We start from the raw sequence: 21,366 nt of genomic DNA, 5'->3' as shown, positions 1-21,366 counted from the left end.
TTTTGGCAAACCTGCCAGCCTGAACTTCATGTTAGCCTCTGGTCAGTGTGTTTCATTTCAACAACAGGACAACTGACGCCATGACCAAAGGCAAAACGGATCTCGCCACCCAACTGCTGGAACAGCATGTGAAGCATGAACTGGCCTCGCTGAAAGGCGCAAAGCTGCGCAAGTTTCTGGAGCAGGAGCTGGATGAGCTGTGGAGTTATGCCGGTGAGATAACCCTGAACCGGATCACTTCGGAAGAGCAGGTGATGGGCGTCATCCAGCGCATTGTTATGGATATGGAGCTGGATGCAGGCATTCCGGAGCTGGCCGCGGAAATGGCGACCGAAGTGCTCAATGCCGATGTGCAGTCGCAGACCACCCTGGGTGAGATTATCACCCGCGAACAGGCTACCGGCTTTCTGGAGGAGGCCCTGGAGCTCCGGCAGCAGCGAGAGCGAGTGATCAGCGAAATTATGGCACACCCGGTTTATCAGGAACTGGTGTCTAATGTGGTTTACCACGGCCTGGTGAACTACCTGTACGAGGATAACCTGATTACCAAGTCTGTACCGGGCGTGGGTTCGATGATGAAGTTCGGAAAGCGCATGGCGAACAGGGCCGTGCCGGGGCTGGATGAAACCTTTGAGCGGCGCCTGAAGGCCTGGCTGTCGGACAGCCTGCCGGGGCTAATCAGCCGCAGTGAGCAGTTCCTGCATAGTGCCCTGTCTGACGACGAGCTGCGCGATAGCGTAATGGCGGCCTGGGTGTCGCTGGAAGACCGTACCATTGCCGAGCTGCATGAAGGTCTTGGCGACGTGGAACTGCAGGAGTTTGTGGTGTTGGGCTATGAGTTCTGGCTGCAGTTCCGCAAGACCGGATACTTCGAGAACTGTGCCCGGGCGGTGGTTTCCCACCTGTTCGTAAAATATGGCGAGCGCCCGCTCACAGACTTGCTCGGCGATATGGGGGTAAGCCGTGAAGTCGTCATGGCGGAGATTGATGCCTACGCAATTCCGGTTATAGACGTATTGCGTGAAGAGGGCTATGTTGAGGCCCTGATTCGCCGGCGGCTTGCACCGTTTTATAAGTCTGCCGCTGCGCGCAAGATTCTCCAGCAGGAGGCCTGATTTCGTTCAAGTGTTTATGAGGGAATGGTTTTGATCTCGGATCTGTTCTGGGCCTATCTCGTCGCAATTACCCTGCTCACCATTACACCGGGTGTTGATACCCTTCTGGTGATGCGCAATACCGGCCGGGGTGGTTTGCGGGATGGTTGTGTCACCAGCGTTGGCATCTGCAGCGGCCTGTTCATTCATGCCACGCTCTCGGCTCTGGGCATTTCCCTTCTGCTTGTGGAAACCGCCTGGGCCTTTTCAGCCCTGAAATGGGCCGGTGCCTGCTATCTGGTGTGGTTGGGCATCGGTTCATTGCGACAGGCCCTTCGCCGGGGCGACGCCCCCGAGGTAAAAGAGGAAAAGGTTGCTCGCCGGAAGGTCGCCATGGTGGCGTCGTTCCGTGAGGGGCTGTTATCCAATGTTTTGAATCCGAAAACCGCGCTGTTCTATATGGCGCTGCTGCCACAGTTTGTAGATCCAGCCGGTAACGCCTTTCAGCAGTCTCTGATGTTGGCAGGCGTGCATTTTCTGCTGGCCATGCTCTGGCAGTGCGGTCTGGCCTGGGTAGTGGTCACTTTCCGGAGTCTGGGCGTGAATGCGCGGATGAAGCGGATGCTGAACGGCCTGACCGGTGGGTTTTTCGTGGCCATGGGCGCCAAGCTGGCCAGTACCTGATCGTTTCTGATGCTCTTCGCACAAAAAAAGGGAAGCCGCAGCTTCCCTTTTTCCGTTTCAGCTCTGAAATCTTACTTTTCCAGATACTGCAGCTTGTTCGGCTTGCCATCCCACTCTTCGGCGTCGGGCAGCGGGTCTTTCTTTTCGGTGATATTCGGCCATTTTGCGGCCAGATCAGCATTCAGTTCTACAAACTGGACCTGATTGGCTGGCAGCTCGTCTTCCGAGAAAATGGCTTCGGCCGGGCACTCTGGCTCGCACAGGGCGCAGTCGATGCATTCGTCCGGGTCGATTACCAGAAAGTTCGGTCCTTCGTAGAAGCAGTCTACCGGACAGACTTCCACGCAGTCTGTGTATTTACACTTGATGCAGTTATCAGTAACGATAAACGCCATAGTCAGATCCCTGGTCCAGTGGTGGTCAGTCTCATCAGGAGCGCCGTCGGGCGCCGCCGTTATATTTTAGTGCGCGATATTGTAGGGAGCGACCCGCACAGCCGCAAGCGTTGGGCTGCTATAACCTTATTACACAGATCAATTTTCCGCTATTTCTTCATCAGCGCCTTCAGTTCGTAAAGCTGGTTCATGGCATCCCGGGGGGATAGTCCATCCAGATCCATCTCTTTAAGGGCTTCTTCCACGGCGCTGGGTTCAAGGCTTGCGAACATGTCGCCCTGGTAGACGGGTTCGTTAACCTGGGTGGCCGGTTTGGCCCGGGGCGTATCGATGCTCTGTTCACCAGTCGGAGCTGCCGGTGCCGCTGGCGAGGCACTGCCTTCCAGATGGGACAGCTGGGTCTTGGCGTTACGGATCACATCCTGGGGCACGCCGGCCAGCTTGGCTACCTGGAGCCCATAGCTCTGGCTCGCCGGGCCATCGTGCACGTTGTGCAGGAATACGATGCTGTCATCGTGTTCGGTGGCTGTCAGATGCACGTTGACGGCATGCTGCAACTCATCGGCCAGCTGGGTGAGCTCGAAATAGTGGGTGGCAAACAGGGTGTAGCAACGGATTTCCCGGGCCAGGTGTTCGGCGGTGGCCCAGGCCAGTGACAGGCCATCAAAGGTGCTGGTGCCCCGGCCCACCTCGTCCATCAGCACCAGGCTGTGCTCGGTGGCGTTGTGCAGGATGTTGGCGGTTTCGGTCATTTCCACCATGAAGGTGGAGCGGCCGCCGGCGATGTCGTCGGAGGAGCCCATCCGGGTAAAAATCCGGTCCACGGGGCCGATCACCGCCCGGTTGGCTGGCACAAAACTGCCGGTGTAGGCCAGCAGGGCGATCAGCGCTGCCTGGCGCATGTAGGTGGATTTACCGCCCATGTTCGGGCCGGTGATCACCAGCATGCGGCGCTGGGTATCCATCAACAGATCGTTGGGTACGAAAGGCTCATCCAGCAATTGTTCAACCACCGGGTGGCGGCCTTCCTCGATGTCGAAACCGGGGGATTCGCTGAATTCCGGCGCCGAAAAACGCAGGGAGGTGGCGCGCTCGGCGAAATTGCTCAGTACGTCCAGCTCCGCCAGCGCCTGGGCGGCATCCTGCAATGGTGCCAATTGCCCGGCCACGGTTTCTAGTACCTCATCGTACAGGCCTTTCTCACGGGCCAGCGCCCGGCTCTTGGCGCTGAGGGCCTTGTCTTCAAATTCTTTCAGTTCAGGTGTAATGAACCGCTCGGCATTCTTCAGGGTCTGTCGGCGAATGTAATCCACCGGCGCCTGGTCCGACTGGGCCCGGCTGATTTCGATGTAATAGCCGTGGACCCGGTTGTAACCCACCTTCAGGGTGCTGATGCCGGTGCGGTCCCGCTCCCTGGTTTCCACGTCCAGCAGATACTGGCCGGCGTTCTCGCTGATGTTGCGCAGCTCGTCCAGCTCCTCGTCGAAGCCTTCCCGGATAACCCCGCCTTCGCGAATCACCACCGGAGGATTGTCGATGATGGAGCGCTCCAAAAGGTCGGCCAGTTCCGGGTATTCTCCAATGGTGGTCGCCAGCTTGACGACATGGTGGGAGTTAACCGGTTTCAGGGTTTCCTGCAGGTCCGGCAAGGCCTGAAAGGCGTCGCGAAGCCGTGCCAGGTCTCGAGGGCGCGCTGACCGAAGTGCGACACGGGCCAGTACCCGCTCAATGTCGCCAACGGTTTTCAGAAGGTCGTGTACAGGCTCGTAGTGAAACCCGTCAAGCAGCGCTGAAACCGCTTGCTGGCGCTGACGGACGATCTCCACATCCCGCAGCGGGCGGTTCAGCCAGCGCCGAAGCTCCCGGCCACCCATGGCGGTGGCGGTGCGGTCCATCACCCAGGCCAGGGTGTACTGGTGGCCGCCCATCAGGTTGGTGTCGATTTCCAGGTTTCGGCGGCTAGCGGCATCCAGAATCACCGCTTCATCCCGACGCTCGCGGGTCAGCTTGCGGATATGGGGCAGGGCGGTGCGCTGGGTTTCCTTGGCGTACTGCAGCAGACAACCGGCGGCACAGACCGCCAGGTTCAGGTCTTCGCAGCCGAATCCGGTCAGGTCTCGCACCTGCAGCTGTTGGGTAATCACCCGCCGGGCGGTATCGGATTCAAACAGCCATGGGCCCTGACGGCGAATTCCAGTGAAGCCCTCCAGAATTTCCTCGTAGGGAAAATCCTCGCTGATCAGAATTTCCGCCGGACGCAGCCGTTGGAGTTCGCCCTGCAGGGCTTCCAGGTTTTCCAGCTCCGAGACCGCGAAACGACCGCTGGAGATGTCCAGCGAGGCAAAACCGAACTGTTCCCGGTGGTTATAGATGGCAACCAGCAGGTTGTCGCGGCGATCCTCCAGGTAGGCGTCGTCGCTCAGGGTGCCCGGTGTAACGATCCTTACCACCTGACGGTCAACCGGTCCCTTGCTGGTAGCCGGGTCTCCAATCTGTTCGCAGATGGCGATGGATTGACCTGCCCGAACCAGCCGGGCAATGTAGCCCTCAGAAGAATGATAGGGGATGCCCGCCATGGGGATCGGGTTGCCTCCGGACTGGCCCCGGGCGGTGAGGGTGATGTCCATCAGCTCTGCCGCCTTCTTGGCGTCTTCGTAGAACAGCTCGTAGAAATCCCCCATGCGGTAGAACACCAGTTCGTTGGGGTGCTGGCCCTTGATCTTCAGGTACTGCTGCATCATGGGCGTGTGCTTGGAAAGATCGGTCTGAGCTGCTGACATGAACGGGTCCGGGTAGCCTTGCTTTGGATGAAGGCGTGAATTGTAAGAAAATAACCGCCGCGATGAAATGAAGGAGGTCATTATGCTGGCCAGCGATCAGGAATTGGAAGAGGCAGGCAATCGCCTTGGTGAACGACTGCTGCGAACCGGCCGTACTGTCGCTACGGCGGAAAGTTGCACCGGCGGCTGGGTTGCCAAGGTACTGACCGACAGGGCCGGGTCCTCGGCTTACGTGCTTGGCGGGCTGGTAACCTACAGCAATGAGGCCAAGCAGGGGTTGCTGGGCGTGACCCGGAAATCGCTGGATGAACACGGGGCGGTCAGCGAACCGGTGGTGCGGGAAATGGTGGCCGGTGCCCTGGTGGCGACAGACGCGGACGTTGCTGTGGCCATCAGCGGTGTAGCCGGGCCCGGAGGTGGCAGCGAGGACAAGCCTGTGGGCACAGTCTGGTTTGCATGGGGTAGCAATCCGGCCTCCACCGTGGCGGTGGTAAAGCACTTTGAGGGCGATCGTGATCAGGTCCGCCGGCAAGCCGTTCTCTTTGCCCTTCAAGGGGTTAACGATTTTGTGGGCGAACTCTGACGGCTTTCACATCCGAGGGGGTTGGTCTCCTCTGCGGGTTATGTTTTAATACTGTTCAAATATACAGGGAATTGACTGTTTAGGCTGTACAGATTCCCGATCCACTATATTGCTGCCGCCCTTTATCTGAGGTCGGCGGCCCAGGCGACAGAGGGTTTGCACTGATGGAAGACAACCGCAAGAAAGCATTGAGCGCAGCACTTGGGCAGATCGAGCGCCAGTTTGGCAAAGGCGCTGTCATGAAAATGGGCGATCAGCCCCGTGAAGCCATTCCTGCGGTCTCCACCGGTTCCCTGGGGCTGGACGTAGCCCTGGGTATCGGCGGTCTTCCCTACGGTCGGATCTGCGAAATCTACGGTCCGGAGAGTTCCGGTAAGACCACGCTCACTCTGCAGGTGATTGCAGAGGCCCAGAAAGCCGGCAAAACCTGTGCGTTTGTGGATGCCGAGCACGCCCTCGATCCGGTGTATGCCGAGAAGCTGGGCGTCAACGTGGATGAGCTGCTGGTTTCCCAGCCGGATACCGGTGAGCAGGCCCTGGAAATCGCCGATATGCTGGTGCGCTCCAACGCGGTAGACGTGATCATCGTGGACTCCGTGGCGGCCTTGACCCCGAAAGCGGAGATTGAGGGTGAAATGGGCGACAGCCACGTTGGTCTGCAGGCGCGACTGATGTCCCAGGCGCTGCGAAAGCTGACGGGTAACGTCAAACACGCCAACTGCCTGATGATCTTCATTAACCAGATCCGTATGAAAATCGGGGTGATGTTCGGCTCGCCCGAAACCACGACCGGTGGTAACGCCCTGAAATTCTATTCTTCCGTTCGTCTTGATATCCGCCGCATCGGCGCCGTGAAAGATGGCGATGAGGTGGTTGGTAACGAGACCCGCGTTAAAGTGGTCAAGAACAAGGTTTCACCGCCGTTCAAACAGGCCGAGTTCCAGATCATGTACGGCAAGGGCATCTACCACATGGCAGAAGTTCTGGATATGGGCGTCAAGGAAGGCTTTGTTGACAAGTCTGGTGCCTGGTACGCCTACAACGGCGACAAGATCGGCCAGGGCAAGGCGAACGCATGCAAGTTCCTTGAAGAAAACATGGACATTGCCAATGAGATTGAGGCCAAGGTTCGCGATAAGCTGATGCCCAAGCCGGTCTCCAAGAAAGAGGCTGAAGAAGCGCCCGCCGAAGCTAACGGCGAGCTGCTCTAACCCTTCCTGAGCAATACCAGGCGCGGCAGGTGGCAATGTAAACCTTCCGCGCCATCCCCATCCTCGACTTTCTTTTCAGGTATTAGTCTTTCTTCCAGTTCTCTCCTGAAGTGGCCTGGTTCAGCGCCGATGTCGATTTCCAGGCGCCTGAGGTAGTCCTCGCCACCAGCTTGTTGTAGCTGGCTTTTGATCCACCTCCGGTATTTCATTCGACGATAGAGATCCTGTAGATTTTTGCTGTTGAGAAAACGCATCGACTTCTCCTCCTCTTAACTGTCTGGTTCATACTAAGCAGAAGTCGTTGCAGGGTATCGGTTCAGAATGTTCAAAAATTCTCGTAACAGATCATTCATTTTCACCTCTGTGCTGCTCAAAAAATAGACATCTGTGTTTGCTGCCTCTTCCTTCGGTTTGAGGTGGAGTCACAATGAATTCATACTCGATAGGTGCTCAGGTTTCTTGCTCTTCAGATACAAATCAGAGGCGGTATGGAAGCAAAAAAGAGATTATTGATAGTCGCTCACGTCCCTTCCCCCAATACGCTCAAGCTCAGGCAGGCAGCTGAGCAAGGCGCCCGCCATGAAGACATCGAAAGCGTTGAGGTAAAGGTGATGGCGCCTTTGGATGCGGGCCCTGAAGACGTTCTGGCCTGTGACGCCATCATTCTGGGCACCACTGAGAATCTCGGGTATATGAGTGGTGCCCTGAAAGACTTCTTCGATCGCAGCTACTATCCCTGCCTTGAGAAAACCCAGGGTTTGCCCTTTGCCTACTACATTCGGGCCGGCCATGACGGCACGGGCACCAATCGGGCAATTGAAAGCATTACCACCGGGTTGCGCTGGAAGCTGATCCAGGAGCCTCTGATCTGCCGGGGTGAGTATCGGGATGAGTTCGAAGACCAGTGCCGGGAGTTGGGGATGTATGTCGCGGCCAGCCTTGATGCCGGGCTGGTGTGAGGCTGGCTCAGCTGGCAAACCGGTTGTAGAAGCCTTCAATCCGCGACAGGGCATTGTCGACAGTTCGTGAATAGCCTTTTTTGTCCAGGCAATAGCTGAACTGCACGCTGACGCGATAGCCGGCCTGGTAAGGTTGGCAGTCCACCACCCGGGCGCAAACCCGCGATTCGCTGATGTATTTGCCGTCAAAATCCATGAACAGGCGGGCCCCGGGCTCCACCGGCCTGGGGCAGAGCACGGCCATACCGTAGCGGTTTAGGTCCAGGCAGGTAACCGGCGTGGGCTGCTTGCCCCGACCAAAGAAACCACGCTCCCGGAGCTGAACCTTCAGGCAGGAGGCGGGGTAACGATCCTTGATTCTGCGTTCGGCGGAATCACTGGTCATACACTGGCGTCCCTTGCATTCATTGTATTTATGGTTGGGAGATGAAGTGTAGTTCCGGAAGGGCTGGCTGAAAAATAACCGGCTGCGGAATTGTGAACTGTCTAACAAAATCCTGTGCAGTGTGCGCAACTCCAGAAATCTTCCTGCTGAACGCGACAGAGCCGACTGCAGAATCTACAATGACCGGCCAATGTGTTAACCGTTACAGGACCAAACCTTGAAGTCACTGTCTCTGCACCAGCTTTACAAAGCCTGTGTTCTGAAAGATCTGCCGTTCAAAACCACCAAGCAACTGGAGCCCCTGGCTGAAATCGTCGGGCAGAACCGCGCCCAGGAAGCTGTGCGTTTTGCCCTGGCAATGCCCCATGGCGGTTACAACGTGTATGCCGTTGGCCGAAATGGCCTGGGTAAGCGCACCATGATGTTGCGCTACCTGGAGCACCATGTGGATACGGATCAACAGAGCCATGACTGGTGCTACGTGGCCAACTTCGAGGAGCCGCGTATTCCGAAGCTGTTGCAGTTGCCGGCAGGAAAAGGCACCCAGCTCAAGCAGGATATGGAAAAGCTGATGAGTCGACTGGTCAAGGTGATTCCCCAGACCTTTGACAGTGACAGTTTCCTGGAGCGCTCGGAGCAGTTGAAGAACGAGTACGGCAAGAAGCAGGAAGATGAGCTGGAGAAAGTGGCGGCCCAGGCCCGCCGCAAAAAGGTGAGCCTCACTGTGACCACGCCGGGTGGCTACCGCCTGGTTGCCATGAACGGGGATGAGCCTCATACCGCAGAATCCTTCCAGGCCCTGAGCGAAGAGCAGCGTGACAAGTTTGAAGATACCATCAACAGGCTCGAGAAAAAGCTGCGCCAGGCCCTGCGCAAACTGGCGGACTGGGAGCAGGAGTATGCTGATAAACAGCAGGCCCTGAACCAGGAAACGCTCGAAGGTATCTCTGGCCACCAGATTGATGAGCTGATCGAAAAATACAAGGATCTGCCTGATGTGGTCGCCTATTTTGAAGCGGTTCGGGCGGACCTGGTGGAGAATCTGGAGATATTTCTCGACGACAATGAAGAACAGGCGGCAATTGCCTACGCTTCCCTGGACAAGAAGATGCCCCGCAGGTATCTCGTCAATGTGCTGGTGCACCAGAAAACCAACGAGGTGCCTATGGTGGTGGAGGATAACCCCACCTACCATAACCTGTTTGGCTATGTGGAGAACGTTACCTACAAGGGCACGGTGTTCACGGATTTTTCCCTGATTCGACCGGGCAGCCTGCACAGGGCCAACGGGGGCTATCTGCTGATGGATGCCATCAAGGTTCTGGAACAGCCGTTTGTATGGGACGGCCTCAAGCGTGCCTTGCGCTCGAAGTCCATACAGATAAATTCCCTGGAACGGGAACTGACGCTGTCCGGCACTATCTCAATTGAACCAGAATCGGTTCCCCTGGACGTCAAGATCGTTCTGTTCGGTGATCGTGAAACCTGGATGTTGCTGCAGGAATACGATTCCGAGTTTGCCGAACTGTTCCGGGTGACGGCGGATTTCGAGAACGAGATGTACCGCTCCGATGACAGTCAGTTGCTTTATGCAAAATTCATTGCCAGCCTTGTGAGTGAGAAGAAACTGCTGCATTGTTCGAACAAGGCCGTTGCCCGGGTAATCGAGCACAGTGCCCGGATGGCAGAACATCAGGACAGACTCTCCCTGCACGCCGCGGATATTGCCAATCTGCTGCGGGAATCGGATTTCTGGGCCCGACAGGCCGGTGCCAAGCTGATCCAGGACCTGCATGTTGAGCGCGCGCTGGAAAGTGCGAAATATCGCAGCAGCCGGATCCGGGATCAGTTCTACGATTCCATCCGTGACGGCACGACGCTCGTAACTACCACTGGGAAGTGCGTTGGCCAGGTCAATGCACTGTCAGTGCTGTCCACGGGTGGCTTTGAATTTGGCCTTTCCAACCGTGTCACTGCTACCTGCTATTATGGAGATGGCGCGGTGATGGATATTGAGCGTGATGTGAAGCTCGGTGGCAATCTTCACTCCAAGGGCGTGATGATTCTCAGCTCCTGGCTCGCCTCCCATTTTGCGGTCAACGATCCGATGCATCTGTCGGCCAGTCTGACTTTCGAGCAGAACTACGGCGAAGTGGACGGTGACAGTGCATCGCTGGCAGAGCTGTGCGCGCTGATCTCGTCACTCTCCGGAATTCCGGTGCGACAGGATCTGGCGATCACAGGGTCGGTCAACCAGTTTGGCGAAGTTCAGCCCATCGGAGGCGTGAATGAGAAAGTGGAAGGCTTTTTCACCACCTGCCAGCTCAAGGGCGGACTGTCAGGCACCCAGGGTGTCATTGTGCCAGCCACCAATGTGCAGAACCTGATGCTAGACAGCGAAGTGGTGCAGGCAGTGCGCGGGGGGCAATTCTCGGTGTACGCGGTTGCCCGTGTTGAAGAGGCCATAACTCTGCTGCTTGGCAAGCCTGCGGGCAAGGCCGATGACAAAGGCAGGTACCCGAAGCAGAGCGTTTTTGGCATTATCCAGCAACGACTTGAGAAAATGCGGGAACACGAGCGCCAGGAACATGCTCGTGACGACCATAAAGACCCGTCAATTCACTGACCGGCGATCATAAGAAAACGGACAGGAGAGAACACACCCATGACTGATATCCAGCAAACCGTGTACGTTGTAGAGGACGATGAAGCAGTCCGCGATTCCCTGGAGCTGCTGCTGAAATCCGACGGCAAGCCGGTCAAGACCTATGAGAGTGCAACCGCTTTCCTGAAGGATTATTCCGACAAGATGGCAGGCTGCATTGTGCTGGATATCCGCATGCCCGGCATGGACGGTATGGAACTCCAGAAAAAACTCAATGAAAAACACTCCATCCTGCCCATCATCTTTGTGACCGGCCACGGTGATGTGCCCATGGCCGTTGATGCCATGAAAGAGGGCGCTGTGGACTTCATTCAGAAGCCATACCGGGAAGAAGCGCTGCTGGAGAAAATCGAGGCGGCACTCAAGCAGGATCTGGAGCAGCGGAAGTCTCTGGATGAGAAGCAGGAGATCATCCGCCGCATCAAGAGCCTCACCCCCCGCGAGCACGAGATCATGGACAGGATGATTGCTGGTCAGGCGAACAAGGTGATTGCCATTGAGCTGGAGATAAGCCAGCGCACAGTGGAGATCCACCGTTCCCGCGTTATGCACAAGATGGGTACCCATTCCCTGGCACATCTCGTTCGTATGGTCCTGTCCGTAAAGGACCTTATCGACGCAGGGTGATCCCGGCGGCATCATACGGTTACTTTTTTAACCGGCCCGACATTTATGACTGAAGCTGTCAGCGAGAACTCGGAGGTAACGGTTCTGCTCGTGGATGATAATCCGCAGAACCTCAAAGTCCTCTATGAGACCCTGAAAGACAAAGGTTACCGGCTACTCATTGCCAACGAAGGCGAAAAGGCCCTCGACCTTGCCCACCGCCATCAGCCTGAAGTGATTCTGCTGGATATCATGATGCCGGAGATGGATGGCTATGAAGTCTGTGAGCGCCTGAAGGCGGACCCTCAGACGGCCGACTGCGCCGTTGTGTTCCTGTCTGCGCTGGATGACCTGCAGGCGAAGGTGAAAGGCTTTTCCCTCGGTGGCGCCGACTACATTTCCAAACCCTTCCAGTCCCAGGAAGTGATCGCCCGGGTTAAAACCCACGCCAGTGTGATTCGCCTCGAGCGGGAGCTGCAGGCCCGCAATCGCGAGCTGCAGAGTGACCAGGCCCGGATTCTCAATTCCATCAGCGAAGGCATCTACGGTCTTGATGAGAACGGCATCATCGAATTTGCCAACCCTGCGGCGGCCTCGATTGTTGGCTGCCCGGTGGAAGAGCTGATTGGTCGCGATTTTTTCCAGACCCACTTCGCGACCGCCGGGGACAATCCGGACGGCTTGCCGGTAAAGGCCACCTGCCAGCAGGGTGTGGCGGAGAGCCAGCGGGATATCCGAATGCTGCGGGCCGATGGCACCGGCTTTCCGGCGGAATATCGTTCCACCCCGAAACTGGACTCTGACGAGCTTCATGGTGCGGTTGTCGTGTTCCGGGATATCACTGCCGAACTGGACAACGAAAAGGCGCTGGAGGATGCCAGGCAGCTGGTTCAGGAACAGCGTGATCAGCTGGCCCATACCTCCCGCCTGACTACCATGGGTGAGATGGCCGCCGGTGTTGCCCATGAGGTTAACCAGCCGCTGACAGCCATCACCAATTATGCCCGCGTTGCCAAGCGGATGATGGCGAAGGAAAACGCGGACATGGGTCTGCTTCAGGAGACCCTGGACAAAATTGAGGCCCAGTCCCACCGGGCCAGTGAAATCATACGTCGCATACGTCGATTCATGAAAAAGCCGGCCACGGGCAAGGAAGTACTGTCCGTGCCTGCGTTGCTGGAAGACACCCGGCAGTTTGCAGAAGTGGATATGCGCAACAACAAGGGTGCCATTGAACTGTCGGTTCCGGAGAACATGCCGGAGGTTCTGGCAGACCCGGTTCAGGTGCAGCAGGTAGCGCTCAACCTGATTCGTAATGCCCTGGAGGCCACCAGCAGCATTGATTCCAGTGCGCCGGTCGAGGTGAGTGCCAGTGTGCAGGGTGACACCTGTGTGCGAATCCAGGTGCGCGACCATGGCGTTGGCTTGTCGGAAGACGCCGAAGAGAAACTGTTCCTGCCGTTCTTCACAACCAAGGACGAGGGCATGGGGATTGGTCTCTCAACCTGCCGCTCGTTGATACAGGCGCAGGGTGGCGACATAGGTTTCGAGCGACCGGAAGATGGCGGCGCCTGTTTCTATTTTACTTTGCCTGTCGCCGGCGCCCAGGGTTCCCCCTGCGCACCGGATGGTGAGCCTTCCCAGAACTAGAGCCAGTTGATGCGCCCGGTTAAATGGGGCGCATCGCCTTTGGCGTTCAAGACCTGGTAGTCCCAGCCTTTCTCTCCCGTTTGCCAGTTGAGCTGGGCTGTGCCGGGCAGAAACAACGGTTTCTTGAACTGGCAGCTGACGCTCAGAGCGCCATTTTGCCAGTCTTCCTGTTGCTCCAGTAGGGCGAGTGCATGGGCTTTGGTCCACATGCCATGGGCGATTGCCCGTGGAAAGCCGAAGGCTTTGGCGCTCAGGGCATGCATGTGGATCGGATTGCTGTCGCCGGATACACGTGCGTACTGCCGGCCAATGGACTCGGGTGCTTTCATGTTTTCTGTGTTCGGATAACGCTCCAGCTCTGGTGGCGCTTTTTTGCCGGATTTGCCCTCACCATCCGATTGCCGGAACAGCGTTGTGCTTGCTTCTTCCCAGACCAGCCTTCCTGCCGAGCGTGCCTCCGTAATCAGGTCGAATTCCACGCCCCGGGCGCTGTTAACGGTGTTGCCGAGCCTTACCTGCATATCCAGGTTTTCCCCGGTGCCGATTGGTCGGTGCTGGGTGATCGTATTTCGCAGATGCACCAGACCAAGCAGCGGCAGGGGAAAGCTTTTCTCGGTAAGCAGTTTCAGGTGCAGGGGAAAAGCCAGCACGTGCGGCCAGGTGACAGGCAGATGACTGTGAGCCTTGAAGCCGCATACCTGCTGGTAGCGTTTCAGGTTCTTGCCTGCGGTACTGATACCGAGCAGACTCGCCGAGAGATTCGGGATGCTGATATCACCGCCGGTTTGCTTCTGCTTCGGCAACAGTGTTCTGCCATACATCGGTAACAAGGCGGGCGGCGTGTTGTGGTAAACGAGAGTCTCTGACATTGGTGTTCTCCTTCACAGCCCGGACAATGAATCCCGGCATTGCCTGATTAGAAAGCTTTGAAGCAAAGGGTATGCTTTTTTTTACAATTTGGTACAACTCGGCGTCTGTGGCCTGATATGCTCTAATATAAGACGATTGTCTAACAGGGTGCATTTCATAGGCCCCTTGAGTCTGGCAAACCCCTGGAGTCTGGCAAACCCCGCCAGATCAGGCATTGACCTGGCGTGCCATGGCGGCTGTCGGGAAGGTCACAGTAGTAAACCAATAAAAAGCGGAATCTTATGCAGGAACTTCGTGACGCGGGAGTGATGTTGCGCCTGATCTATGAGGCGATGAAAAAGAAGGGAATCGATACCGATGCCATCTTCACTCGACTGGGTGTGGATGAGAATTACGTCTATACCGAGCAGCTTCGAACCCCCCACAGTGCCCAGATGTATTTCTGGCAGGCTGTTGAGGATGTTTCCGGGGATCCCGATGTTGGCTTGCACCTTGGGCAATTACTCCCTGCGTACAAAGGACAGGTGCTGGAATATCTCTTTCTGAGCAGCCCAACCTTCGGCGAAGGCCTGCGGCGGGCCCAGAACTACCAGCGCCTGCTGAGTGACGCGGCGAATACCGATTTCTTCATTGAAGGTGATGACGCCTGCATGGTGCTGGATGCAGCGTCTGATGATGTCCGCCGCCTGAGGCATTTCAACGAATGTTTCGTGCTGGGATTGATTACCTTTTTCCGCTCGATCACCGATGGCAACTTCTATCCCTCACGCATTGAGTTCGAGCATGAACGGGCCGAGGGCCAGGACCATGTGCGCGAGGTGCTCGGATGTGACGTCACCTTTGGTGCGCAGCAGAACCGGCTGTACTTTCCTGCAAAACTGTTGTCCCACGCCTCACCTCATGCGGAGCCGGAGCTGCTGGATCTGCACGAGCGGTTTGCCAGCGAACAGGTCGCCCGGCTGGAGAAAAAGGATATCGTTGGCCAGGTGGAGCGGATTGTGGCCGAACTCCTCGATAGCGGGGAGGTTACCCTGGATGCCGTGGCCGAGCGTCTTGGTATCAAGCCGAGAACCCTGCGTACGCGCCTGACAGAGGCCGAGACCAGCTTCAATCAGGTGCTCGCGGATTTTCGTTATCGTCTGGCCCGTCAGCTTCTGGCAACTACTGACGAATCCATCGATGAAATTGTCTATCTCACCGGCTTCTCTGAGCCCAGCACTTTTTATCGCGCATTCAAGCGCTGGTCCGGAATGACACCTATCGAATATCGCAAAACCGCCCAGGGCAAGGACGCCATGGTCGATGCCATGTAACAGAACGCTTTTTCTGAAAAAATTTAAGAAAAAGCGTTGACATAACAGGGCGCCTCTTTATAATGCGCCCTCGTTGTCACAGAGCAATCACACCCTTGATTGCCAAGCCTTTTCGAGGCTAGCTGTGGTGACCCGCACGGAGCGGTAGTTCAGTTGGTTAGAATACCGGCCTGTCACGCCGGGGGTCGCGGGTTCGAGTCCCGTCCGCTCCGCCATTTTTGCTCTTCTTGTTTTAATCCGTAACGGCCCCAGTATTTCTGACGGCCTTTCCTGTCTGCGCGAATTCAATTCTGTGTCATCGTTCTGTCACCGAGACGGTCTAGTCTGTTCCGGAAAGTTCAAGAACAGGACAGCCGCCATGCGGGATTACGAAGAAGAGTTGATTGAAAACCAGTTTGAAGAATACGAAGACGATGCTGGCTGGGACGATGCTATGGAGCTCTGATCTCAGGAATGCCGGATTCGCTTTCGGTGTTCCCCCGGGCTCAGGCTGAACCATCGCCGATAAGCCTTGTGAAAGGCGGCAGGATTGGCAAAACCCAGAAGCCAGGCGATTTCCGCCAGTGATGTCTCCGTCTCGCGAATATAATCCCGCGCCAACTGTTTCCTCGTTTCATCCATCAGTTCCCTGAACCCGGTTCCCTCTGCAGCCAGTTGTCGCTGGAGCGTCCATGGCGCAACCCCCAGTTTCATGGCAATGGTTTCCAGGCTCGGTGTCTCGCCCCGGAACAGCGGTGTGAGGAGGTTTTTTACCCGGTCGCCCGTTGTCCATCCCCGTCGGATCTGCTGCAGTTCCCGTTCGCACAGCTCCGTGAGCTTTTCATGCATGGCCGGTTGGGCCTGTTGGCTCGCGCTTTCCCAGATATCCTGTCGTACTGTGAGGCTGTTCTTCGTCGCTCCGAATTGCACCGGACAGCGGAACCAGCTTTCGAATAAGTCATCCTGGCCAATGGACCGGTACTCGATGGTGACTCTTTCAAGAACGTCATAGCGACCGGTCACGGTTCGCAGGAACTGGGTCCAGGCCGCCAGAACAGAATCCACCACAAAATAGTTGAAGCCGTTGTAAGGGCGAATGGAATAGAACTGGGCCTGCCGAATTTCCGGCCAGACCGTTGGTGTTCCCCGGCTGTTGCGGCTGGTCAGCAGAGCGTAGCGAATCAGTGCGCTGATCGACGCTCCGGCCGTGCTGGCGGTCTCTCCGGCAAGCCCGGCAATACCGGCGTCGACAGGCCGGGATAATGCTCCCATCCTCAAACCCAGGGCCGGGTTGCCGGTCTCGTTGATCGCCGCGTGCCCGAGGCGCATGAATCTTGGAATGCTGATGCGTGCTTCTGGCGATGTCAGTGTCTGATGGTCAAGCTGGAAACGGGATGCCAGTTCTGCACTGTTCGCACCTTCGGCTTCGGCTGCCCGCATTAGCGCAGATACATAGAGAACACTGATGTCTCCCAGTGAGTTCCGGCTTTTGGCTGGGGTAGATCGGCGATCGCTCATTGCAGTCTTTGTCTGACATGTTATGCAGGGACAATAAAATGTTATGCCTGGATATTGTCGATGGCAAGGACCGCGAGTAGTTTAAGGCTCAACAATGAATGGGGCCCTGGCCGTTTTGGGAGTCCCGCCGAAGATCACGATGAGGAGACCGAACATGACTGCGAGCACCACTCCGGGCGTAGCCAAATACCCGAACCTGCTTGAGCCGCTGGATCTTGGCTTTACCAAATTGCGTAACCGTACCCTGATGGGCTCCATGCACACGGGGCTGGAGGAAGCCAAGAACGGATTTGAGCGGCTGGCGGCATTTTATGCAGAGCGTGCCCGCGGCGGTGCAGGCCTGATCGTTACCGGCGGTATTGCTCCGAATGTGGAAGGGGGTGTGTTCCAACACGCCGCCAAGATGACCACCGAAGAGGAATCCGACAAGCATCGGATTATCACTGACGCCGTGCATGAAGCGGATGGCAAGATCTGCATGCAGATTCTTCATGCTGGCCGTTATGCATACTCTCCGGAGCTGGTGGCACCTTCAGCGATTCAGGCGCCGATCAATCCTTTCAAGCCAAAGGAGCTGGATGAGGCCGGCATCGAAAAGCAGATCCAGGACTACGCGGATTGCGCCGCATTGGCGCAGCGTGCCGGTTATGATGGCGTTGAAGTCATGGGCTCGGAAGGTTATTTCATCAACCAGTTCATCGTTTCTCACACTAACCACCGGACCGACCGCTGGGGTGGCAGTTACGAAAACCGTATTCGCCTGCCCATCGAAATCGTTCGCCGGGTTCGTGAGCGGGTGGGGGAGAAGTTTATCCTGATCTACCGCCTCTCCATGCTGGATCTGATTGAGGACGGCAGCACCTGGGAAGAGGTTGTGCATCTGGCCAAGGAAATCGAGAAGGCGGGAGCAACCATCATCAACACTGGCATCGGCTGGCACGAGGCCCGGGTACCCACCATCGCTACCTCGGTTCCCCGCGGCGCCTTTACCAAGGTGACGGCACGCCTGAAAGGTGAGGTAAGCATTCCGCTGGTTACCACCAACCGGATTAACATGCCGGACGTGGCCGAGAAGATACTGGCTGAGGGCGATGCCGATATGGTGTCCATGGCCCGTCCGTTCCTGGCAGACGCTGATCTGGTTCTGAAGGCGGCAGAAGATCGCGCCGACGAGATCAACACCTGCATCGGTTGTAACCAGGCGTGTCTTGATCACACCTTCAGCGGCAAACTGACGTCCTGTCTGGTGAATCCCCGCGCCTGTCACGAGACCGAGCTGACATACGTGAAAACTGCTGCCCCGAAATCCATTGCGGTGGTTGGTGCCGGGCCCGCCGGTCTGGCGTTTGCCTCGGTGGCTGCAGAGCGTGGCCACAAGGTAACGCTGTTTGATGCCGGCAGTGAGATTGGTGGTCAGTTCAATGTTGCCAAGCTGATTCCGGGTAAGGAAGAGTTCTACGAAACCCTGCGTTATTTCCGGGTGATGCTCGAAAAGCACCAGGTGGACGTGCGCCTGAACACCAGGGTCAGCGCTGACGATCTCAAAGCGGGCGGCTTTGATGAGGTGATTCTGGCAACCGGCGTCAAACCGCGTACTCCGGAAATCGAAGGAATCGATCATCCGAAAGTGATCGGTTATCTCGATGCCCTGCTTGAGCGCAAGCCGGTCGGGCAAAGAGTGGCAGTGATCGGCGCCGGCGGTATTGGCTTCGACGTTTCCGAGTTTATTGTCCACAAGGGCACCTCGGCCGCGGTAGACACCGACCACTTCATGCGAGAGTGGGGCGTGGATCTGAGCGTCGAACACCGGGGTGGCATTCAGGGCGTTGAGCCGGAAGTCCCGGAGCCTGCCCGTGAGGTCTACCTGCTTCAGCGTAAGGCATCGAAAGTGGGCAAGAATCTGGGCAAGACCACGGGATGGATTCACCGAACCTCCCTCAAGAACCGTCAGGTTCAGATGGTTCCCGGTGTAACCTACCGCAAAATTGATGATGAGGGACTGCACGTAACGGTCACGCCGAAAGGCGCGGAGCAGGGCGAAGACCGAGTGCTGCCGGTAGACACCATTATCGTATGTGCCGGTCAGGAGCCGCTGCGTGAACTGCAGAGCGATCTCGAAGCGGCTGGCCTGCCGGTGCACCTGATTGGCGGTTCGGATGTAGCCGCGGAACTGGATGCCAAGCGGGCCATCGATCAGGGAAGTCGACTGGCGGCAGAGCTTTAAGCGCAAACACGATCACAAATCGTTGCAGTTTTTCCCTGTGCAGAAACGATTGTCTGGCTAGACTAATAGCTTTGAGTCTGTCAGCTTGCCTCTTCACCCTGATACGGGGAAGCCGGGGTTGAAGAGGCCGGCATCGCTATCTGATGGAACATCTTTCTGGGTTCTGTCGTGTGATGTCGAGTCGTTGAACTGTGGAGAACGTGCAATGGTGTCTGCCGACCAGGCAACCGATGGTTATTCGGCGGTATTTTTTGTGGAAGGGAATCAGGTGGCCCGTGAGATGCGGGCCAATGAATTCGGAGCCTTCCTGGATGGCTATGTAGGGTTGTCCGATCTCGCCGAAACCGATGTCAGGGCTGTTCTGGTTGAGCTGAGTGGCGATCTCCGGGTTCAGGCACTGGTTTTCTTCCGGATCTGGTTTGATGAGGAAGGTCGAGCCGACAGTCACTGGAATGTGCCAATTGAAGAGCTGGCAAGAATGGGTGCCAAAGGGCCTGACATGGGTGGCGGTGCGATCCGGCTGGTTTGTCGGAGCCAATGCCCCGACCCCAAGTTCAAGGAGGATCTGTGGGACCCGGACATGACACCCGGGAACAACCATTTTCAGGCGATTCGCAAAGCGGTTGAGGCCAACAGTCTCAAATTCCGGAAAATGGAGCCGGTCCAGGAAGAGAACATTCCGGTTCTGAGCGAGCAGGCCGAGGATTCTGCTGAGCGTGAAGAGTCTGCGGCAGCGGCAGATCGTTCTCGTCTGGCGCAGCTGATCCGGGAGCAGCGCCTACGGATCAAGACCCTGCAAAGTGTTCACCGGGATGCCCTTTCGGACATCCAGCGGGAACATCGCCTGGAAATTCAGGCGTTGCGCAGTGATTTTGCAGATCTCGAGCAGAAATACGAGCGCCAGCGCCTGAGTAATGAGCAGCTCAAAAAGCGACTGGCGGAGCGAAATGAGCAGTACCTCACCATGCAGGAGCAGATGGCCGCTGTTGGTGAGGAAAAACAGCGTGAGGATTCAAACGCGGGTGCCGAGCTATTGCTGCTCAGGGAACAGCTGGAACGGCGCCAACGGGAGCTGGAGTTAAGGGACGAGAAAATCGTTGCCCTTGAGGAGGAAAACCACGAGCTGAGCCATCGTGAACCGCCGGAGGACTCCATCATGGACCATCTGAAGCGCCAGACGGTGTTTCTAGTGGCCTACCAGCCGGGCGTCGGTCATGTGACGCTGCCTTTCAAAGACATTGAAACCTACTTCAGTAACCCCACCGCCTATGCAGCAGAACGCTGCGGTATGAATGAGCCCGCTTATCGGGAATGGCTGGAGCATTACGAAAACCCCGTCTGCACCCACGAAGGCAACGATGGCAATTCTTGTGGTGAGCCGATTCTGCGGGTAAGTCAGCCAGCAGAATTCCGTCCGGGCATTGATGACCGGTGCGAGAAACACCAAGCCTGAGGCCGGAACTTTTTCAGTATCGGGGTGACTTTCGTTAAACTGTACGCCAGATTGTCACCGGGGTAACGGTTTCGTTTGTCCCCGCCGCATCCCGACACCACAGGAAACTTCATGGATCAGTTCAGGAACATTGGTGTGATTGGCCGTATGGGCAGCGTGAAAGTGGTTGAATCACTGCGCCAGCTCAAACAGTACCTGATCGCCAACAACTACCACGTCATTCTTGAGGAAGACACAGCCAGCATGTTGCCCGGGCATGGCCTGCAGGTGGCGAGCAAAAAACTGCTGGGCGAGATCTGTGACCTGGTTATTGTGGTCGGCGGTGATGGCAGCCTCCTGGGAGCCGCCCGTGAGCTGGCCAAGTCCAAGATTCCCCTGCTTGGGGTAAACCGTGGCCGTCTGGGCTTTCTGACCGACATATCCCCTTCCGACCTTGAGGAACGACTGGGCAAGGTTCTGGAGGGCGAATACATGGAGGAAACCCGGTTTCTGCTGGATGGCAACGTCGAGCGTAATGGTCAGCCCCTGGGGTTTGGTACCGCCCTGAACGATGTTGTGCTGCATCCGGGTAAATCCACCAGGATGATCGGCTTCGATCTGTTCATTGACGGCCATTTTGTCTACAGCCAGCGCTCGGATGGCCTGATCGTCTCCACTCCGACCGGGTCTACGGCCTACTCGCTTTCCGCTGGTGGTCCGATCATGCATCCCAAGCTGGATGCCATTGTTCTGGTGCCGATGTTTCCCCACACTCTCAGTAGCCGGCCGATCGTTGTCGATGGCAAGAGTGAGATCAAACTGGTGATCGGGGAGACCAATGAAACCTATCCGCAAATCAGCTTTGACGGCCAGATGAACATTGCCTGTGCGCCAGGCGACATCATTCGCATCACCAAGAAGCCGTTCAAGATCCGGTTGATTCACCCCACCGACCACAACTTCTACGCCACCTGCCGTGACAAGCTTGGCTGGGCTAGTGAAATATCAGCGAGTTGAT

The 21,366-nt window shown here is 56.9% G+C and carries 19 protein-coding genes and 1 tRNA gene; 14 read left to right on the top strand and 6 right to left on the bottom strand.

Translation table 11 applies throughout. The features are described 5' to 3' along the window. Window positions 1-80 precede the first annotated feature (80 nt). Window positions 81-1,115 carry a hypothetical protein gene (locus tag A8B84_RS07430; RefSeq protein ID WP_064227345.1) on the top strand — a complete coding sequence of 345 codons (1,035 nt, stop codon included), beginning with the start codon at window positions 81-83 and terminating at the stop codon, window positions 1,113-1,115. Between the two features lie 24 nt (window positions 1,116-1,139). Next, window positions 1,140-1,778, top strand: a complete 639-nt coding sequence (locus A8B84_RS07425) for a LysE family translocator (RefSeq protein ID WP_064227346.1) — start codon at window positions 1,140-1,142, stop codon at window positions 1,776-1,778. A gap of 71 nt (window positions 1,779-1,849) precedes the next feature. Here the strand turns inward: A8B84_RS07425 and fdxA are convergent, their stop codons facing one another. Further along, complete coding sequence (fdxA, locus tag A8B84_RS07420; RefSeq protein ID WP_064227347.1) at window positions 1,850-2,173, bottom strand: ferredoxin FdxA; 324 nt, start codon at window positions 2,171-2,173, stop codon at window positions 1,850-1,852. Window positions 2,174-2,322: 149 nt separating this feature from the next. Then, the gene (mutS, locus tag A8B84_RS07415; RefSeq protein ID WP_064227348.1) at window positions 2,323-4,953 is read right to left on the bottom strand and encodes a DNA mismatch repair protein MutS; all 2,631 of its coding nucleotides are present in this window, start codon (window positions 4,951-4,953) and stop codon (window positions 2,323-2,325) included. An 82-nt stretch (window positions 4,954-5,035) separates the two neighbouring features. Here mutS and pncC point away from each other — a divergent pair, with 82 nt between their 5' ends. Together pncC and recA are read left to right on the top strand one after the other, a co-directional pair. Further along, entirely contained in the window at window positions 5,036-5,536 is a 501-nt protein-coding gene (pncC, locus tag A8B84_RS07410) for a nicotinamide-nucleotide amidase (protein WP_064227349.1), read from the top strand. 164 nt (window positions 5,537-5,700) lie between these two features. Further along, complete coding sequence (recA, locus tag A8B84_RS07405; protein WP_064227350.1) at window positions 5,701-6,747, top strand: recombinase RecA; 1,047 nt, start codon at window positions 5,701-5,703, stop codon at window positions 6,745-6,747. Here recA and A8B84_RS07400 read toward each other — a convergent pair. Beyond that, a complete protein-coding gene (locus A8B84_RS07400; protein ID WP_064227351.1) occupies window positions 6,744-7,001 on the bottom strand; it encodes a hypothetical protein in 258 nt (85 codons plus the stop codon). The genes recA and A8B84_RS07400 overlap by 4 nt on opposite strands. A 234-nt stretch (window positions 7,002-7,235) precedes the next feature. Here A8B84_RS07400 and A8B84_RS07395 point away from each other — a divergent pair, with 234 nt between their 5' ends. Next, window positions 7,236-7,706, top strand: coding sequence for a flavodoxin family protein (locus A8B84_RS07395; protein ID WP_064227352.1), 471 nt, complete (start codon window positions 7,236-7,238; stop codon window positions 7,704-7,706). Window positions 7,707-7,713: 7 nt separating this feature from the next. Here the strand turns inward: A8B84_RS07395 and A8B84_RS07390 are convergent, their stop codons facing one another. Next, a complete protein-coding gene (locus A8B84_RS07390) occupies window positions 7,714-8,091 on the bottom strand; it encodes a PilZ domain-containing protein (RefSeq protein ID WP_064227353.1) in 378 nt (125 codons plus the stop codon). A gap of 217 nt (window positions 8,092-8,308) precedes the next feature. Between A8B84_RS07390 and A8B84_RS07385 the strand changes: the two genes are divergently transcribed. The 3 genes from A8B84_RS07385 to A8B84_RS07375 are packed head-to-tail and all read left to right on the top strand — an operon-like array spanning window position 8,309 to window position 13,012. Next, complete coding sequence (locus A8B84_RS07385) at window positions 8,309-10,717, top strand: ATP-binding protein (protein ID WP_064227354.1); 2,409 nt, start codon at window positions 8,309-8,311, stop codon at window positions 10,715-10,717. Window positions 10,718-10,756: 39 nt separating this feature from the next. Beyond that, window positions 10,757-11,383, top strand: coding sequence for a response regulator FixJ (gene fixJ, locus A8B84_RS07380; RefSeq protein ID WP_008170525.1), 627 nt, complete (start codon window positions 10,757-10,759; stop codon window positions 11,381-11,383). 45 nt (window positions 11,384-11,428) lie between these two features. Then, the gene (locus A8B84_RS07375; RefSeq protein WP_064227355.1) at window positions 11,429-13,012 is read left to right on the top strand and encodes a response regulator; all 1,584 of its coding nucleotides are present in this window, start codon (window positions 11,429-11,431) and stop codon (window positions 13,010-13,012) included. Here A8B84_RS07375 and A8B84_RS07370 read toward each other — a convergent pair. Further along, on the bottom strand, window positions 13,009-13,881 hold the full coding sequence (locus A8B84_RS07370) for a MaoC family dehydratase (protein WP_064227356.1): 873 nt from the start codon (window positions 13,879-13,881) through the stop codon (window positions 13,009-13,011). The two genes, A8B84_RS07375 and A8B84_RS07370, sit on opposite strands and share 4 nt — an antisense overlap. A 282-nt stretch (window positions 13,882-14,163) precedes the next feature. On the opposite strand from A8B84_RS07370, the gene A8B84_RS07365 reads away from it, so the two are divergent. The 3 genes from A8B84_RS07365 to A8B84_RS21580 all read left to right on the top strand — a co-directional run bounded on the left by A8B84_RS07365 (window position 14,164) and on the right by A8B84_RS21580 (window position 15,640). Next, window positions 14,164-15,195, top strand: a complete 1,032-nt coding sequence (locus A8B84_RS07365; protein ID WP_064227357.1) for an AraC family transcriptional regulator — start codon at window positions 14,164-14,166, stop codon at window positions 15,193-15,195. A gap of 138 nt (window positions 15,196-15,333) precedes the next feature. After that, a tRNA-Asp gene (locus A8B84_RS07360) sits at window positions 15,334-15,410 on the top strand. Between the two features lie 77 nt (window positions 15,411-15,487). Continuing rightward, entirely contained in the window at window positions 15,488-15,640 is a 153-nt protein-coding gene (locus A8B84_RS21580; RefSeq protein WP_161487078.1) for a hypothetical protein, read from the top strand. Between the two features lie 2 nt (window positions 15,641-15,642). Here A8B84_RS21580 and A8B84_RS07355 read toward each other — a convergent pair whose 3' ends face one another. Next, window positions 15,643-16,692 carry an AraC family transcriptional regulator gene (locus A8B84_RS07355; RefSeq protein ID WP_064227358.1) on the bottom strand — a complete coding sequence of 350 codons (1,050 nt, stop codon included), beginning with the start codon at window positions 16,690-16,692 and terminating at the stop codon, window positions 15,643-15,645. Window positions 16,693-16,846: 154 nt separating this feature from the next. Here A8B84_RS07355 and A8B84_RS07350 point away from each other — a divergent pair, with 154 nt between their 5' ends. The 3 genes from A8B84_RS07350 to A8B84_RS07340 all read left to right on the top strand — a co-directional run bounded on the left by A8B84_RS07350 (window position 16,847) and on the right by A8B84_RS07340 (window position 21,365). Continuing rightward, window positions 16,847-18,916, top strand: coding sequence for an NADPH-dependent 2,4-dienoyl-CoA reductase (locus A8B84_RS07350; RefSeq protein WP_064227359.1), 2,070 nt, complete (start codon window positions 16,847-16,849; stop codon window positions 18,914-18,916). Between the two features lie 205 nt (window positions 18,917-19,121). After that, window positions 19,122-20,369, top strand: a complete 1,248-nt coding sequence (locus A8B84_RS07345; protein WP_064227360.1) for a hypothetical protein — start codon at window positions 19,122-19,124, stop codon at window positions 20,367-20,369. A 111-nt stretch (window positions 20,370-20,480) separates the two neighbouring features. After that, window positions 20,481-21,365, top strand: a complete 885-nt coding sequence (locus A8B84_RS07340; RefSeq protein ID WP_064227361.1) for an NAD(+) kinase — start codon at window positions 20,481-20,483, stop codon at window positions 21,363-21,365. Window position 21,366: the final 1 nt, after the last annotated feature.

This window comes from Marinobacter sp. EhC06, assembly GCF_001650915.1.
Classification (GTDB): Bacteria; Pseudomonadota; Gammaproteobacteria; order Pseudomonadales; family Oleiphilaceae; genus Marinobacter.
The sequence above is the reverse complement of the archived record's forward strand: the minus strand, read 5'-3'. Positions and strand labels throughout refer to the sequence as shown.